The 16259-nt window shown below is 70.8% G+C and carries 13 protein-coding genes; 1 reads left to right on the top strand and 12 read right to left on the bottom strand.

From position 1 onward, the window contains the following. The first annotated feature begins 346 nt into the window (after positions 1–346). Positions 347–898 (top strand): hypothetical protein, encoded by a 552-nt coding sequence (locus OHS59_RS36335; RefSeq protein WP_328497572.1) that lies wholly within the window; start codon positions 347–349, stop codon positions 896–898. A gap of 169 nt (positions 899–1067) precedes the next feature. On the opposite strand, the gene OHS59_RS36330 is transcribed toward OHS59_RS36335, so the two are convergent. The 12 genes from OHS59_RS36330 to OHS59_RS36275 form a co-directional block, all read right to left on the bottom strand. After that, positions 1068–3257, bottom strand: coding sequence for a primosomal protein N' (locus OHS59_RS36330; RefSeq protein ID WP_328497571.1), 2190 nt, complete (start codon positions 3255–3257; stop codon positions 1068–1070). Between the two features lie 194 nt (positions 3258–3451). Further along, positions 3452–4675 carry a methionine adenosyltransferase gene (gene metK / locus OHS59_RS36325; protein WP_328497570.1) on the bottom strand — a complete coding sequence of 408 codons (1224 nt, stop codon included), beginning with the start codon at positions 4673–4675 and terminating at the stop codon, positions 3452–3454. Positions 4676–4945: 270 nt separating this feature from the next. Then, positions 4946–6148 carry a bifunctional phosphopantothenoylcysteine decarboxylase/phosphopantothenate--cysteine ligase CoaBC gene (coaBC, locus tag OHS59_RS36320; RefSeq protein ID WP_328497569.1) on the bottom strand — a complete coding sequence of 401 codons (1203 nt, stop codon included), beginning with the start codon at positions 6146–6148 and terminating at the stop codon, positions 4946–4948. Positions 6149–6305: 157 nt separating this feature from the next. Beyond that, positions 6306–6578 (bottom strand): DNA-directed RNA polymerase subunit omega, encoded by a 273-nt coding sequence (gene rpoZ / locus OHS59_RS36315; RefSeq protein WP_005319902.1) that lies wholly within the window; start codon positions 6576–6578, stop codon positions 6306–6308. Positions 6579–6628: 50 nt separating this feature from the next. Further along, positions 6629–7222, bottom strand: a complete 594-nt coding sequence (gmk, locus tag OHS59_RS36310) for a guanylate kinase (protein ID WP_328497568.1) — start codon at positions 7220–7222, stop codon at positions 6629–6631. A gap of 38 nt (positions 7223–7260) precedes the next feature. After that, positions 7261–7584, bottom strand: coding sequence for an integration host factor (locus OHS59_RS36305; RefSeq protein WP_005319887.1), 324 nt, complete (start codon positions 7582–7584; stop codon positions 7261–7263). A 255-nt stretch (positions 7585–7839) separates the two neighbouring features. Then, positions 7840–8691, bottom strand: a complete 852-nt coding sequence (gene pyrF, locus OHS59_RS36300; protein WP_328497567.1) for an orotidine-5'-phosphate decarboxylase — start codon at positions 8689–8691, stop codon at positions 7840–7842. Then, positions 8688–9803, bottom strand: coding sequence for a quinone-dependent dihydroorotate dehydrogenase (locus OHS59_RS36295; RefSeq protein ID WP_328497566.1), 1116 nt, complete (start codon positions 9801–9803; stop codon positions 8688–8690). Before OHS59_RS36295 ends, pyrF begins: the two co-directional genes overlap by 4 nt. 76 nt (positions 9804–9879) lie before the next feature. Further along, positions 9880–13188, bottom strand: a complete 3309-nt coding sequence (gene carB, locus OHS59_RS36290) for a carbamoyl-phosphate synthase large subunit (RefSeq protein ID WP_328497565.1) — start codon at positions 13186–13188, stop codon at positions 9880–9882. Further along, positions 13181–14353, bottom strand: a complete 1173-nt coding sequence (gene carA, locus OHS59_RS36285) for a glutamine-hydrolyzing carbamoyl-phosphate synthase small subunit (protein WP_328497564.1) — start codon at positions 14351–14353, stop codon at positions 13181–13183. Before carA ends, carB begins: the two co-directional genes overlap by 8 nt. Continuing rightward, complete coding sequence (locus OHS59_RS36280; RefSeq protein WP_328497563.1) at positions 14350–14973, bottom strand: PH-like domain-containing protein; 624 nt, start codon at positions 14971–14973, stop codon at positions 14350–14352. Before OHS59_RS36280 ends, carA begins: the two co-directional genes overlap by 4 nt. Then, entirely contained in the window at positions 14970–16256 is a 1287-nt protein-coding gene (locus tag OHS59_RS36275) for a dihydroorotase (protein ID WP_328497562.1), read from the bottom strand. The genes OHS59_RS36280 and OHS59_RS36275 overlap by 4 nt, the downstream gene beginning before the upstream one ends. Positions 16257–16259 lie beyond the last annotated feature (3 nt).

Raw genomic sequence — 16259 nt, 5'->3', positions numbered from 1 at the left:
GGGGGCTCCGCCCCCGGACCTCCGTTGCGCACTTCCCCACCGGCGGCAACACACAACGACGCCGGACCGGCTCCAGCCCTCGTTCGGCGCACCTCCGAGCGGTCGGCCACCGACGTGTCGAAAGCGCCCTCCAGGACCACCGCTCAGCCGCTGTGGACGGTAAAAACCCTAGTCAGACCGGTTGCCGAGCCGAGCGCTCGCCCGATCACCGGGGGCGTACGGACAAGCCCCCGCGCCCCTGATGCGTGACCACTCACCCCGAAACGCGTTGGTCAAGAAAGAGTTGACCAAAACGGGCCGCAATCGCGGCCCGGACCTTTTCAACGCCGGTCCGAGAGGCTTGTTCATGGCCGACCACGCAACCCACGACGCCCAGGCTCGGGCAAGCCTGCACTTGCTGGTGCGGGACATCGAGCGGGTCCGCCGGCAGGTGGACGCACTGCGCACGCTGACAGCCCAGCTGGGCAACGTCTACCGCCCGCGCCGCTCCGGCCCCTCCACGGGCTTCGTCGTCTACGGACGCGCTCCCGCTCCGACCGTCCGGCTCGCCCAGGAGCTGCGGGACAGCGTCGAGACCCTGGTCACGGCCGCCGTGGACTTCGACCGTTCGCTGGGTTTCTCGTGGGACGCGGTGGGCTCGGCTCTCGGAGTCACCAAACAGGCGGTGCACCGCCGTTACGGCGCCCGCCGGGCCGCCGCGCAGGCCGCCGCCGAGGCCGAGCGCGCGACCGAGCCGTCGGGAGCCCGCACGGTTGCCGTCAACACCGGCATGCCCACGGTCCCGGCCGCCCGCTCCATGCCGATGCCCATGCCGATGCCGACCCAGCCGACGGCGGGCAGCCCCACCCTCCGCGAGGAGGTCAGGCCGAGCGCCTTCCCCGGCCCGCGCAACGGCTGACGCGCCACGACCGACGCCCTCACCCGGCCGAACCGAAGCGGTTCCCCGTCTGCCCCCGAGAAGCTCGGGGGCAGACGCGTATCCCGGCGGTCTCCGCGTTCTCCGCGGTCTCGGGCACCCGGAATCCCCGGCTCTCCGCAGCTCTCCGCTGGTCACCGGGACCGGGCGGTCACCCGATGTCGGGCGGATCGATCCGAATCCGAACCGCTTCACTTCCGCCCCCGCCGCCCGCGTTGCCCCCACTGCCCCCGCCACGAGCACTTCCCCCGCGAGCCATCCGGGCGGCCTGCGCATGCTTCAGGGCGGAGGCCAGCGCGGCCCCCTTCCCCGGCGGCACCCGGATCAGCGCCCGCTCCCACTGCTCGCCCATGGGCGGCCCGCCGGCCCGCCGAGGCCGCCCCGGATCCGCCGGAGCCACCGGCACCGGCCCCAACAGCTCGGCCTCGCCGGGCAGTTCGACCGCGGCGAGGAATTCGGCGAGCGCTTCCGCGGTCCCGGACACGGACGCCATCCGCGACACCGGCGGAAACCCCAGCTCGGCCCGCTCGGCCAGCTCACGGACGGCGTGCCCGACGGGATCCCACCGCACCAGCGCCTGTACGGGCCGCAGCGTCGGCTCGGCGACGACCACCACGGTCCCGCCGTCCGGCTGCCCCCGTACCAGCGCGGCGGCGTCGATCCACCGCCGCAGTGCTTCCTCTCCGGCCCGCAGATCGGGACGCCCCAGCATCGCCCAGCCGTCGAGCAGCAGCGCCGCCGCGTAGCCGCCCTCGGCCACGGGCTCCGCGCCCGGTGTACTGACGACGAGCGCGGGCGACCCCGGCACCGTGTCCAGCACCTGTTCGCGACCCGACGTGCGCACGGGGACGGCGGGAAACGCGCGACCCAGCTCCTCGGCGGTCCGCCGTGCCCCGACGACCTGCGCCCGCAGCCGGAACCCTCCGCACTCGGGACAGTGCCAGCCGCCTTCCTCCCGGCCGCACCACCCGCACCGCAGGCCCCCGGCGTCCTGCCCCTCCAGCGGCCCGGCACAGTGCCGGCAGCGCGCGGGCGCGCGGCACTGCGCACAGGCCATCCGCGGTACGTAGCCCCGCCGCGGCACCTGCACCAGTACGGGCCCCTGCCTCAGCCCTTCCCGGACGGCCTGCCAGGCGAGGGTGGGCAGCCGGGCGGCCCGCGCCGCCTCGTCACGTGCGAGGTCCTGGTCGCCGACGGTGCGTACGAGCGGAGCCGCCGCCCGCACCTGAACCCGCTCGGCGACGATCGGAGCCGCCCAGCCGGTCTCGACGAGCTGTGCGGCCTCGACGGTGCAGCTCCAACTCCCCAGCAGGAAGGCGCACTTGTCATGGGCGGCCCGCAGCAGCAGCACCTCCCGGGCGTGCGGCTGCGGTGCGTGCGGCTCGCTGTGGCTGCCGTCCCCGTCGTCCCAGATCACCACGAGGCCCAGATCCCGGACGGGCGCGAACATGGCGGCCCTGGTGCCCACCACGGCCCGTACGGACCCGCGCCGCACGGCCAGCCACTGCCGGTAGCGCTTCTCGGGGCCGGCCTCGGCGGTGAGCACGGCATGGCGCCCCTCCCCCAGTACCGAGGTGAGCGCCGCGTCGACCCGGCTGACGGCCCGTCCGTCAGGCACGACGACGAGCGCGCCGCGCCCCGAGGCCAGCGTCGCCGCCACGGCCCGCGCCAGCTCCTCGGCCCAGCTGGGCCCCGGCAGCGCGTTCCACACGGCCCGGGGTGCCCCACCGCTCGCGAGCGACTCGATGAAGGCGGCCCCCCGCGGATACCTGACCCAGGGCCCCGGCGCGGGCGCCGCGGGAACGGGGAGCGGCTCGGGTGAGGGCTTCCCCTCGGCCCGGGCGTTGCGTGGCGGGACGGCCAGTTGCAGCACATCTGCCAGGCTTCCGGCGTACCGGTCGGCGACGGCGCGCGCGAGGCCGAGCAACTCCTCGCTCAACACGGGCTCGGGCGAGACGACTTGGGCGAGCGCGGCGAGGGGGCCCGAGTAGTCGGACTCGGCCAGCCGCTCGACGAGGAACCCGTCGATCAGCCCGCCGCCCTCGCGCCGCCCCTCCCGCACCCGATGCCGCCCGGCCCCGAACCGAACGCGTACCCGCACTCCGGGCTGTGCGTCGGCGTCCAACTCCTCGGGCACCGCGTAGTCGAAGTAACGGTCGAGGTGCAGCACTCCCTTGTCGACGAGCACTCGCGCGACGGGCAGATCCTGGGCGACCGCGGCCCCGCGCCAGGTCCTCGGCTTGGCCCGCGGCGCCTTGCGCACGGCGTCCCGAATCAACGCAAGCTGCTCGGGCGGCGCCCCGTCGGCCCCGCCCCCCGCCTGCCCGTGCTCGCTGCTCACAGCAGCATTCCTACCAGACCGCACTGACACCGCCACGCGCCCGGGATCGGGCCGGCCACGGATCGCGAACGCCGTCGAGGCGCTTGTGGCCCCGGGGCGCTTCTGCCAGGTGTCCGCGGCGCACACGCCGGACAACACCGAGGCCCGGCCCCCCTCAGGGGACCGGGCCTCGGTGCGTGGACAGGAGCCGCGGGCTAGAGCCCCGCCGCCTTGCGCAGTGCGTCCACCCGGTCCGTCTTCTCCCAGGTGAACTCCGGCAGCGCGCGCCCGAAGTGGCCGTACGCGGCGGTCTTCGAGTAGATCGGCCGCAGCAGGTCGAGGTCGCGGATGATCGCGGCCGGGCGGAGGTCGAAGACCTCGGAGATGGCCGTCTCGATCTTCTCCGCGTCGACCTTGGCGGTGCCGAAGGTCTCGACGAAGAGGCCGACGGGCTCGGCCTTGCCGATCGCGTAGGCGACCTGGACCTCGCAGCGGGAGGCGAGGCCCGCCGCGACGACGTTCTTGGCGACCCACCGCATGGCGTACGCGGCGGAGCGGTCGACCTTGGACGGGTCCTTGCCGGAGAACGCGCCGCCACCGTGGCGGGCCATACCGCCGTAGGTGTCGATGATGATCTTGCGGCCGGTCAGGCCGGCGTCACCCATCGGGCCGCCGATCTCGAAGCGGCCGGTGGGGTTGACCAGCAGCCGGTAGCCCTCGGTCTCCAGCTTGATGCCGTCGTCCAGGAGCGCCTTCAGCTCGGGCTCCACCACGAACTCGCGGATGTCGGGCGCGAGCAGCGAGTCCAGGTCGATGTCCGACGCGTGCTGCGAGGAGACGACGACCGTGTCCAGGCGGACCGCCTTGTCGCCGTCGTACTCGATGGTGACCTGCGTCTTGCCGTCGGGGCGCAGGTACGGGATCGTGCCGTTCTTGCGGACCTCGGAGAGGCGGCGCGCGAGGCGGTGCGCGAGGTGGATCGGGAGCGGCATGAGCTCCGGGGTCTCGTCCGTCGCGTAGCCGAACATCAGGCCCTGGTCGCCGGCGCCCTGCTTGTCGAGCTCGTCCCCTTCTTCACCTGCGGCGGCACCCTCGACCCGCTTCTCGTACGCGGTGTCGACGCCCTGCGCGATGTCCGGGGACTGAGAGCCGATCGACACGGACACGCCACAGGACGCGCCGTCGAAGCCCTTCTTCGAGGAGTCGTAGCCGATTTCGAGGATCTTGTCGCGCACGAGCTGCGCGATCGGCGCGTAGGCCTTGGTCGTGACCTCGCCGGCCACGTGTACGAGGCCGGTCGTGATCAGCGTCTCGACGGCGACCCGGGACGTCGGGTCCTCTCGCAGAAGCGCATCGAGGATGGTGTCGCTGATCTGGTCAGCGATCTTGTCGGGGTGACCCTCGGTCACGGACTCCGAGGTGAACAGGCGACGGGACACAACGCTCCCTGTGGTTGCAGCGGCTGCTGGCTGATCATTGGCGGACGGCCGGGAGCTGCGCCCGGCGTCGTCCGGTAACAGTTTATCGGTCGCGCTCCGCCGCGGGGCTACTGTCTCGCCTCTCGGAAGCGCTGTGACCTGCGGCACGGGCATTCTGCGACACGAAGAACCGTCTGCGCCAGGTTCCCACACCCTTGCACGCTGGTGAAAAGGGGTGTCCTGGGGTGATGAAGGGGTGGCCTGAAATGATGGGGCCGTTCCATCGCGGTTCTATCCCAGTCGGCGTGCCACGAGGTCCCACACGGTGTCGGCCAGTGCTTCCTTGGGCCCGTACGGCACCGGGGTCTCGCTTCCGTCGGCGCCGAGCACGACCGCCTCGTTCTCCTCGGAGCCGAAGGTCTTGCGCTCCCCCACCTCGTTGACGACGAGGAGGTCGCAGCCCTTGCGCTTCAGTTTCACGCGTCCGTTGGCCAGGACGTCGTCCGTCTCGGCGGCGAAACCGACGACCACCTGACCCGTTCGGGTGCGGTCCTTCGAGATCTCCGCGAGGATGTCCGGATTGCGAACGAGAACGATGGGCTCCGGTTCCTGGCCGTCCTTCTTCTTGATCTTCCCCGAGGCGTAGGCGGCGGGCCGGAAGTCCGCCACCGCCGCCGCCATCACCACGGCGTCGGCCTCCGGGGCGGCCTTGAGCACGGCCTCGCGCAGCTGCACGGCCGTGCCGACCTGGATGACGTCGACGCCCGCCGGGTCCGGCATCCCGGTGTTCGCGGCGATCAGTGTGACCCGGGCGCCCCGGGCGGCGGCGGTGCGCGCGAGGGCGTACCCCTGCTTTCCGGAGGAGCGGTTGCCGAGGAAGCGGACCGGGTCGAGCGGCTCGCGGGTGCCACCCGCGCTGACGACGACGTGCCGGCCGGCGAGGTCCGGTTCGGCCGCTCCCCGTGCGAGCACCCGGCGGCAGACCTCGAAGATCTCGGTGGGGTCGGGCAGCCGCCCCTTGCCGGTGTCCACGCCGGTCAGCCGGCCCACGGCCGGTTCGATGACGACGGCACCCCGGCGGCGCAGGGTCGCCACGTTCTCCTGGGTGGCCGGGTGCTCCCACATCTCGGTGTGCATGGCGGGCGCGAAGACGACCGGACAGCGGGCGGTGAGCAGGGTGTTCGTGAGGAGGTCGTCGGCCAGGCCGTGGGCCGCCTTCGCCAGCAGGTCCGCGGTGGCGGGCGCGACGACGACCAGGTCGGCGCCCTGGCCGATCCGCACGTGCGGCACCTCGTGCACGTCCGACCAGACCTCGGTCGAGACGGGGTGTCCGGAGAGGGCGGACCAGGTGGCGGCGCCGACGAAGTGCAGCGCGGATTCGGTCGGTACGACCCGCACGTCGTGTCCCGACTCGGTCAGTCGGCGCAGCAGCTCGCACGCCTTGTAGGCGGCGATGCCACCACTGACCCCCAGCACTACCTTCGGCTTGTCCACGTCACTCCCCGCGCCTCGGAAAACACACGAACCCGTACGCCTCGAACCCGTACGGATCAAAACCGCGCGTCTCGGATACGTACGTCCCCATCACACACCACAGGCCCGGCAGGGGCGCTGCCGGGCCTGTGGATAAGAGAACTGCAAGCAGAAAATACTACTGAGCCGGGCCCTCGATGGCTTCCGACGTCAGCAGACCCGCGTTGATCTCCCGGAGGGCGATCGACAGCGGCTTCTCGTGGACGTGGGTGTCCACGAGGGGACCGACGTACTCAAGGAGGCCCTCACCGAGCTGCGAGTAGTACGCGTTGATCTGGCGGGCACGCTTGGCCGCGTAGATCACCAGGCTGTACTTCGAGTCGGTGGCCTCAAGAAGCTCGTCGATCGGAGGGTTGATGATGCCCTCGGGCGCTGTGATGGAAGAGGACACGCTCTGCCTTCCGAAAGGTGGAAATCGACCTTAAAGGTGATCCTGAAAGATCAAACAACTTCCATCAAGGCTAGCAGCTCGCGCGCCACGTCCTCGACAGAGGTGTTGACCAGGGTGATATCGAACTCCGGCTCGGCCGCCAGCTCGATCTTGGCGGCCTCCAGCCGGCGCTCGATCACTTCGGGCGGCTCGGTGCCCCGCCCGGTGAGCCGGCGGACCAGCTCCTCCCAGGAGGGAGGGGCCAGGAACACCAGCAGGGCGTCGGACATGGACTCGCGGACCTGCCGGGCTCCCTGGAGATCGATCTCCAGGAGGACCGACTCGCCCGACTCCAGCCGTTCGAGCACGGCGTCGCGAGGCGTGCCGTAGCGGTTGCCCGCGAACTCCGCCCATTCGAGAAGCTCGCCGTTGGCGATCAGCTTGTCCATCTCCTCGTCACTGACGAAGAAGTAGTGGACGCCATGCTTCTCGCCGGGGCGCGGCTTGCGGGTCGTCGCCGACACCGAGAGCCAGACCTCGGGGTGTGCCTTGCGCATATGGGCGACGACCGTGCTCTTGCCGACCCCGGAGGGGCCGGAGAGCACGGTCAGCCGCGGACGTACGTCCGGGGGTACGGGGGTCGTCCCCCGGGGTGTTGCAGCCATGCGGCGATTATCCAGGTTCTCAGGGGTGCCTGAGAACGTCAGGCCGCACCGCCGCCGAACTCGCGCTCCAAAGAGGCGATCTGATTGGAGCCAAGACCTCGCACACGGCGGCTCTCGGAGATCCCGAGACGCTCCATGATCTGCTTGGCGCGGACCTTGCCCACGCCCGGCAGGGACTCCAGGAGAGCGGAGACCTTCATCTTGCCGATGACGTCGTTCTCCTGACCCTGCTTGATGACCTCGTGGAGCGAGGCGCCGGAGTGCTTGAGTCGATTCTTGACCTCGGCCCGCTCCCGGCGAGCCGCGGCGGCCTTTTCGAGCGCGGCTGCGCGCTGTTCAGGGGTAAGGGGCGGAAGAGCCACGCCTACGTCACCTCGGATGTCGAACTGTCGGATACGGACCGGTGAGGAACCTAATCGCCCCACACCTGGCGAGCAACGAGCAACACTTCTGCCCGTTGACTCTGGTCGGAGACTAGCGGGCAAGTCCGCCGGAGTCAGCGAGAACAGAGGAAAAGTCCTGGTCAGCCTCTATCGAGTCCGACATTTACGACAAAACTCCCCGGATTTGAGCATGTATTCAGACGCGGGACGTCCGGAAGACGCGCGCCGAAGCCGCTACGCCGCCTCCACCGCCACCCTGATCTCCTCCGCGAAGAGGTCCGATGACGCGCGTAGCGCGCCGATGTCGGGACCGTGACGCAGAACACCCCGGCTGACGTTGGGCACCACCTGACGCACCGCCGCGCCGAAGACCCGGGGAAGGTCGGCCGGGGTCGCGCCCTGGGCACCGATCCCGGGAGCGAGGAGCGGGCCGTTGATGTCGAGGTCGTACGAGGACAGATCGCCGAGCGTCGCGCCGACCACCGCCCCGAAGGAGCCCATCGGGGTCTCCCCCTCGTTCTCCTCCGCGAGGTGCGCCAGCACGGTCGCGCCCACGTTCCGCACGGCCGTGTCCTCCGGGCGTACCGCGTGCTGCACCTCGGCGCCCTCCGGGTTGGAGGTCAGCGCGAGCACGAACAGCCCCGAGCCGCTCTCCCGGGCGAGTTCGACCGCCGGCTTCAGCGACCCGTAGCCGAGGTACGGCGAGACGGTCAGCGCGTCGGAGAACAGCGGTGAGCCCTTCTCCAGGAAGGCGGAGGCGTACGCCGCCATGGTCGAGCCGATGTCACCGCGCTTGGCGTCCATGACGACCAGCGCCCCGGCCGCGCGCGCCTCCTCGACCGACTTCTCCAGGACGGCGATGCCGCGCGACCCGAAGCGCTCGAAGAACGCGCTCTGCGGCTTCAGTACGGCGACCCGGTCGGCCAGCGCCTCGACGACGGTACGGCTGAAGCGCTGCAGGCCCGCGACGTCGTCGTTCAGGCCCCAGTCGGCGAGCAGGGAGGCGTGCGGGTCGATACCGACGCACAGGGGGCCACGCTCGTCCATGGCCCGGCGCAGGCGCGCGCCGAAGGGTTCCAGGCTCATACCGTTCTCCTCGTGTTCCTCACGTCGGCGCCGACCGCGTCGGCGAGGGTGGCGTACGGGCTCGTGCGCAGGCGTGCGGCGAGACCCTTGTGGATGCCGCGTCCCCAGAAGGGGCCCTCGTAGACGAAGGCGCTGTAGCCCTGGACCAGCGTGGCGCCCGCCAGGATGCGCTGCCAGGCGTCCTCGGCGTTCTCGACGCCGCCGACGCCCACCAGGGTGATCCGGTCGCCCACGCGCGCGTAGAGGCGACGCAGCACCTCCAGGGAGCGTGCCTTCAGCGGGGCGCCCGAGAGCCCGCCGGTCTCCGCGACGAGGGAGGCGTCGGACGCCAGCCCCAGTTCCTCGCGCGCGATGGTGGTGTTCGTGGCGATGATCCCGTCCAGGCCCAGCTCGACGGCGAGGTCGGCGACGGCGTCCACGTCCTCGTCGGCGAGGTCCGGCGCGATCTTCACGAGCAGCGGCACGCGGCGTGCGGTCACGGTCCGGTCGGCGGCCTCGCGCACGGCGGTGAGCAGGGGCCGCAGCGACTCGGTCGCCTGGAGGTTGCGCAGTCCGGGCGTGTTCGGGGAGCTGACGTTGACCACGAGGTAGTCGGCGTACGCGGCCAGCCGCACGGTGGACTTCACGTAGTCGGCGGCGGCCTCGTCCTCCGGTACGACCTTGGTCTTGCCGATGTTGACGCCCACGACGGTCCTGAAGACGGGCGTACGGGTCCTCAGACGCTCCGCCACGGCCTCGGAGCCCTCGTTGTTGAATCCCATGCGGTTGATCAGCGCGCGGTCCGGCACAAGGCGGAACAGCCGCTTCTTCGGGTTGCCGCTCTGCGCCTCCCCGGTGACGGTGCCGATCTCCACGTGGTCGAAGCCCAGCATCGACATGCCGTCGACAGAGACCGCGTTCTTGTCGAAGCCGGCCGCGAGCCCGAACGGGCCGTGCATCCGCAGCCCGAACGCCTCGGTCCGCAGTTCCTCGTACCGGGGCGCGAGCACGGCGGCGACGAAGGTCCGCAGGACGGGGATCCGGACGGCCAGCCGGATCCAGCGGAAGGCGAGGTGGTGGGCCTGCTCGGGGTCCATACGCCGGAACGCGAGCCGGAAGAAGAGCTTGTACATGGTCGGTGTCCTCAAGAAGAGCCTGATGGGCCTCATGAAGAGGGGGACACCGTTTCCGGTGTCCCCCTCGTCGTCGCTAGTCGCGGGCCGCGGTCAGGCGTTCCGCGTGTTCCTGCAGGGAACGCACGCCCACGTCTCCGCGGTTGAGCGCGTCGATGCCCTGGACGGCCGCGGCGAGCGCCTGGACGGTCGTCAGGCAGGGCACGGAGCGGGACACGGCCGCCGTACGGATGTCGTAGCCGTCGAGGCGGCCCCCGGTGCCGTACGGCGTGTTGACGATGAGGTCGACCCCGCCCTCGTGGATGAGCTGGACGATCGTCTTCTCGCCGTTCGGGCCCTCGCCCTCGGACTGCTTGCGCACCACGGTGGCGTTGATGCCGTTGCGCTTGAGCACCTCGGCCGTGCCGGACGTGGCGAGCAGCTCGAAGCCGTGGGCGACGAGTTCACGCGCCGGGAAGATCATCGAGCGCTTGTCGCGGTTGGCGACCGAGATGAAGGCGCGCCCCTTGGTCGGCAGCGGACCGTACGCGCCCGCCTGGGACTTGGCGTACGCCGTGCCGAACACCGAGTCGATGCCCATGACCTCGCCGGTGGAGCGCATCTCCGGGCCGAGGATCGTGTCGACACCGCGGCCGTGGATGTCGCGGAAGCGCGACCACGGCATGACGGCCTCCTTGACGGAGATCGGCGCGTCCAGCGGCAGTTCACCGCCGTCGCCGACGGCCGGCAGCAGCCCCTCGGCGCGCAGCTCGGCGACGGTCGCGCCCAGCGAGATCCGGGCGGCGGCCTTGGCGAGCGGCACCGCGGTCGCCTTGGAGGTGAAGGGGACCGTGCGCGAGGCGCGCGGGTTGGCCTCCAGGACGTACAGGATGTCCCCGGCCAGCGCGAACTGGATGTTGATCAGTCCGCGGACGCCGACGCCCTTGGCGATGGCCTCGGTCGAGGCGCGCAGCCGCTTGATGTCGAACCCGCCGAGCGTGATCGGGGGCAGGGCGCACGCCGAGTCGCCGGAGTGGATGCCGGCCTCCTCGATGTGCTCCATGACTCCGCCGAGGTACAGCTCGTGGCCGTCGTACAGGGCGTCCACGTCGATCTCGATCGCGTCGTCCAGGAAGCGGTCGACCAGGACCGGCCGGGACGGGCTGATCTCGGTGGACTCCGCGATGTACGAGGCCAGCCGCGTCTCGTCGTACACGATCTCCATGCCGCGTCCGCCGAGGACGTACGACGGCCGGACGAGGACGGGGTAGCCGATCTCGTCGGCGATGGCCTTGGCCCCGGCGAAGGTCGTGGCGGTGCCGTGCTTGGGCGCGGGCAGTCCGGCCTCGGCGAGCACCTGGCCGAAGGCGCCGCGGTCCTCGGCGGCATGGATGGCCTCGGGCGGGGTGCCCACGACCGGGACGCCGTTGTCCTTGAGCGCCTGCGCCAGGCCCAGCGGGGTCTGGCCGCCGAGCTGGACGATCACGCCCGCGATCGGTCCGGCAAGCGTCTCGGCGTGGACGATCTCCAGTACGTCCTCCAGGGTGAGCGGCTCGAAGTAGAGCCGGTCGGAGGTGTCGTAGTCCGTGGAGACGGTCTCGGGGTTGCAGTTGACCATCACGGTCTCGTAGCCCGCGTCGCTCAGCGCGAAGGAGGCGTGGACGCAGGAGTAGTCGAACTCGATGCCCTGGCCGATGCGGTTCGGACCCGAGCCGAGGATGATCACCGCGGGCTTCTCGCGCGGGGCCACCTCCGTCTCCTCGTCGTACGAGGAGTAGAAGTACGGCGTCTTGGCGGCGAACTCGGCGGCGCAGGTGTCGACCGTCTTGTAGACCGGCCGGACGCCCAGCGCGTGCCGCACCTCGCGGACGACGTCCTCGCGCAGGCCCCGGATCTCGCCGATCTGGACGTCGGAGAAGCCGTGCCGCTTGGCCTCGGCGAGCAGCGAGGGCTCCAGCTTGTCGGCGGCGGCCAGCTCGTCCGCGATCTCCTTGATCAGGAACAGCTGGTCCACGAACCAGGGATCGATCTTGGTCGCGTCGAAGACCTCCTCGGGCGTGGCGCCCGCGCGGATGGCCTGCATGACGGAGTTGATGCGCCCGTCGGTGGGCCGTACGGACTCCGCGAGCAGTTCGGCCTTGTCGCCGGGCTCGCCCACGAAGGTGAACTGCGAGCCCTTCTTCTCCAGCGACCGCAGCGCCTTCTGGAGCGCCTCGGTGAAGTTGCGGCCGATCGCCATGGCCTCGCCGACCGACTTCATGGTCGTGGTCAGCGTGGAGTCGGCGGACGGGAACTTCTCGAAGGCGAACCGCGGTGCCTTGACGACCACGTAGTCGAGGGTCGGCTCGAAGGACGCCGGCGTCTTCTCGGTGATGTCGTTCGGGATCTCGTCGAGCGTGTAGCCGACGGCCAGCTTGGCCGCGATCTTGGCGATCGGGAAGCCGGTGGCCTTCGACGCGAGGGCCGAGGAACGCGAGACGCGCGGGTTCATCTCGATGACGATGATGCGGCCGTCGTCGGGGTTGACCGCGAACTGGATGTTGCAGCCGCCGGTGTCGACGCCGACCTCGCGGATGATCGCGATGCCGATGTCACGCAGCCGCTGGTACTCGCGGTCGGTCAGCGTCATCGAGGGCGCCACGGTGATCGAGTCGCCGGTGTGGACGCCCATCGGGTCGAAGTTCTCGATGGAGCAGACGACCACGACGTTGTCGTTCTTGTCGCGCATCAGCTCCAGCTCGTACTCCTTCCAGCCGAGGATGGACTCCTCCAGGAGCACCTCGGTGGTCGGGGAGAGCGTGAGGCCCTGCCCCGCGATGCGGCGCAGCTCCTCCTCGTCGTGCGCGAAGCCGGAGCCGGCGCCGCCCATGGTGAAGGAGGGGCGCACGACGACGGGGTAGCCGCCTAGCGTGTCCACGCCCTGGATCACGTCGTCCATGGTGTGGCAGATGACCGAGCGGGCGGACTCGCCGTGCCCGATCTTCTCGCGGACGGCCTCGACGACGCCCTTGAAGAGGTCGCGGTCCTCGCCCTTGTTGATGGCCTCGACGTTGGCGCCGATCAGTTCGACGCCGTACTTCTCCAGCACACCCTGCTCGTGCATGGAGATCGCGGTGTTGAGCGCGGTCTGGCCGCCGAGCGTCGGCAGCAGCGTGTCGGGCCGCTCCTTGGCGATGATCTTCTCGACGAACTCCGGGGTGATCGGCTCGACGTACGTGGCGTCGGCGATCTCCGGGTCGGTCATGATCGTCGCGGGGTTGGAGTTGACCAGGATCACCCGCAGGCCCTCGGCCTTGAGGACCCGGCAGGCCTGGGTGCCGGAGTAGTCGAACTCGGCGGCCTGCCCGATGACGATCGGGCCGGAGCCGATGACCAGGACGGACTGGATATCGGAGCGCTTAGGCACGCTGGCCCTCCATCTGGGCTGTGTTCATCAAAGACGTGAAGCGGTCGAACAGGTAGGCGGCGTCGTGCGGGCCCGCGGCCGCTTCGGGGTGGTACTGGACGCTGAACGCGGGCCGGTCGAGCAGCTGGAGCCCCTCGACGACCTGGTCGTTCAGGCAGACGTGGCTGACCTCGGCCCGCCCGAAGGGGGTCTCGGAGACCTGGTCGAGCGGCGCGTCGACGGCGAACCCGTGGTTGTGCGCGGTCACCTCGACCTTGCCGGTCGTACGGTCCTGCACGGGCTGGTTGATACCCCGGTGCCCGTACTTCAGCTTGTACGTGCCGAAGCCGAGGGCGCGGCCGAGGATCTGGTTGCCGAAGCAGATGCCGAACAGCGGCGTCTGCCGCTCCAGAACCGCACGCATCAGGGAGACCGGGTGCTCGGCCTGCTCCGGGTCACCGGGGCCGTTCGAGAAGAACACGCCGTCGGGGGCGACCGCGTAGATCTCCTCCACGGTGGCGGTGGCGGGCAGCACGTGCACCTCGATGCCGCGCTCGGCCATGCGGTGCGGGGTCATGCCCTTGATGCCGAGGTCGATCGCGGCGACGGTGAACTTCTTCTCACCGATGGCCGGGACGACGTACGACTCCTTGGTGGCGACCTCCTCGTAGAGGCTGGAGCCCTGCATCTCGGGGGCCTGGCGCACCTCGGTCAGCATGGTGCCCTCGTCGGGCAGCGCGTTGCCGGAGAAGATGCCGACGCGCATGGCGCCGCGCTCACGCAGGTGGCGGGTGAGCGCGCGCGTGTCGATGCCGCTGATGCCCACGACGCCCTGCGCGGCGAGCTCCTCGTCCAGCGAGCGCCGGGAGCGCCAGTTGGAGGGCACGCGCGCGGGGTCGCGTACGACGTAGCCCGCGACCCAGATCCGCTTCGACTCGGGGTCGTCGTCGTTCACCCCGGTGTTGCCGACGTGCGGGGAGGTCATCACGACGACCTGGCGGTGGTACGACGGGTCGGTGAGGGTCTCCTGGTAGCCGGTCATGCCGGTGGAGAACACCGCTTCGCCGAAGGTCACCCCCACGGCCCCGTAGGCACGGCCGCGGAAGGTCCGGCCGTCCTCCAGAACGAGTACGGCGGGAGCCGCCTTCTGCCTCTGCGAGGCGGTTCCCTGGTCGGAGGTGGTCATCGTGCGCCTTCCGTGTCGCTGCTCTGGTCGATGTCGCTGCTCTTGTCGATCATGTGGTTCAGGGTCTCGACCCACTCGGTGTGCTCCGCCGCGTGGTCGGAGCGGAAGCCGGAGTCGATCAGCTTGTCGCCGTGCTCCCAGGTGACGACCAGCAGGCCGCCCTCGGAGAGGACCTTGCCCGCGATGCCCTTGTCGAGCCTGGCCTCGCGCACCTGCGTGAGGGGCACGAAGAAGTCGGCCGCCCCGGGACGGACGACATCCAGTCCCGCATCCGTGAGCGTCAGCTCGACCCGGCTGCGGGTGCCCAGGCCGTGCGCCACGATGCGGTCGAGCCACTGCCCGGCGGTGGTGGAGCCGTGGTAGCGGCCGCTCATGGTCAGTCTCGCCGCACCGGGCTCTTCCGGCGCGTCAGGCAGCTCGGGCAGGTCGCCCTGGAGTGTGCCGCGCCATTTCCAGCCCTCGCGCATCAGCCAGTAGACGAGCGCGATGAACAGGGCGAGGCCGACGAGCCAGCCGACCCGGGCGGCCCAGTCGGTCACTTCGGCGGACTTCTGTTCCGCCGCGAGGCGCGTGCCGAGGTCCGTGGTGATCTGCGCTGCAAGGGGGGTGAGTGATGTCACGCGAGCTTCCCGTCGACGAGCGTGGCCCTGCCCCGCAGCCACGTGTGCGTGACACGGCCCGGCAGCTCACGACCCTCGTACGGAGTGTTGCGGCTGCGCGATGCGAAGCCCGCGGGGTCCACCTCACCACGGTATGCGGTGTCGACGAGCGTGAGGTTGGCGGGCTCACCTGCCGAGACGGGGCGGCCGTGGCCCTTCGCCCCGCCGATCTCGGCGGGCTTGAGGGACATGCGGTCGGCGACGCCGGCCCAGTCGAGCAGTCCCGTCTCGACCATCGTCCGCTGGACGACCGAGAGCGCGGTTTCGAGGCCCACCATGCCCATGGCGGCGGCGGCCCACTCGCAGTCCTTGTCCTCGTGCGGGTGCGGGGCGTGGTCGGTGGCGACGATGTCGATCGTGCCGTCGGCGAGCGCCTCGCGCAGGGCCAGCACGTCGCGCTCGGTGCGCAGCGGCGGGTTGACCTTGTAGACGGGGTTGTACGAGCGCACCAGCTCGTCGGTGAGGAGCAGGTGGTGCGGGGTGACCTCGGCGGTCACGTCGATGCCGCGGGACTTGGCCCAGCGGACGATCTCGACGGATCCGGCGGTCGAGAGGTGGCAGATGTGGACGCGGGAGCCGACGTGCTCGGCGAGCAGGACGTCCCGGGCGATGATCGACTCCTCGGCGACCGCGGGCCAGCCGCCGAGTCCCAGCTCCGCGGAGACGACGCCCTCGTTCATCTGGGCGCCCTCGGTGAGGCGGGGCTCCTGGGCGTGCTGGGCGACGACGCCGCCGAAGGCCTTCACGTACTCCAGGGCCCTGCGCATGATCACCGCGTCGTCGACGCACTTGCCGTCGTCCGAGAAGACGGTGACGCCCGCGGCGGACTCGTGCATCGCGCCCAGCTCGGCGAGCTTCTTGCCCTCCAGGCCGACGGTGACGGCCCCGATGGGCTGCACGTCGCAGTAGCCGTGCTCCTGGCCGAGCCGGTAGACCTGCTCGACCACGCCTGCGGTGTCGGCGACCGGGAAGGTGTTGGCCATGGCGAACACGGCGGTGTAGCCGCCGCTCGCGGCGGCACGCGTACCGGTCAGGACCGTCTCGGAGTCCTCGCGGCCGGGCTCGCGCAGATGGGTGTGCAGGTCGACGAGCCCCGGCAGCAGCACCTTGCCGTCGGCCTCGACGACCTCCGCGCCCTCGGCGGACAGCCCGCTGCCGACCTCGGCGATCGTGTCGCCGTCGATGAGGACGTCCTGCGGCTCGCCGCCGAGCACCTTCGCACCACGGATAAGGATCTTGCTCATGTG

It is taken from the genome of Streptomyces sp. NBC_00414 (assembly GCF_036038375.1).
In the GTDB taxonomy this organism is placed as follows: Bacteria; Actinomycetota; Actinomycetes; order Streptomycetales; family Streptomycetaceae; genus Streptomyces.
Note: the sequence above shows the minus strand (reverse complement) of the source record. Positions and strands in the feature narration are given on the sequence as shown.

Coding starts and splice junctions, on each gene's coding strand:
- carA (WP_328497564.1), bottom strand. CDS start 14,353: ATGACCACCTCCGACCAGGGAACCGCCTCGCAGAGGCAGAAGGCGGCT.
- OHS59_RS36295 (WP_328497566.1), bottom strand. CDS start 9,803: ATGTACAAGCTCTTCTTCCGGCTCGCGTTCCGGCGTATGGACCCCGAG.
- gmk (WP_328497568.1), bottom strand. CDS start 7,222: ATGGCTGCAACACCCCGGGGGACGACCCCCGTACCCCCGGACGTACGT.
- OHS59_RS36335 (WP_328497572.1), top strand. CDS start 347: ATGGCCGACCACGCAACCCACGACGCCCAGGCTCGGGCAAGCCTGCAC.
- pyrF (WP_328497567.1), bottom strand. CDS start 8,691: ATGAGCCTGGAACCCTTCGGCGCGCGCCTGCGCCGGGCCATGGACGAG.
- OHS59_RS36275 (WP_328497562.1), bottom strand. CDS start 16,256: ATGAGCAAGATCCTTATCCGTGGTGCGAAGGTGCTCGGCGGCGAGCCG.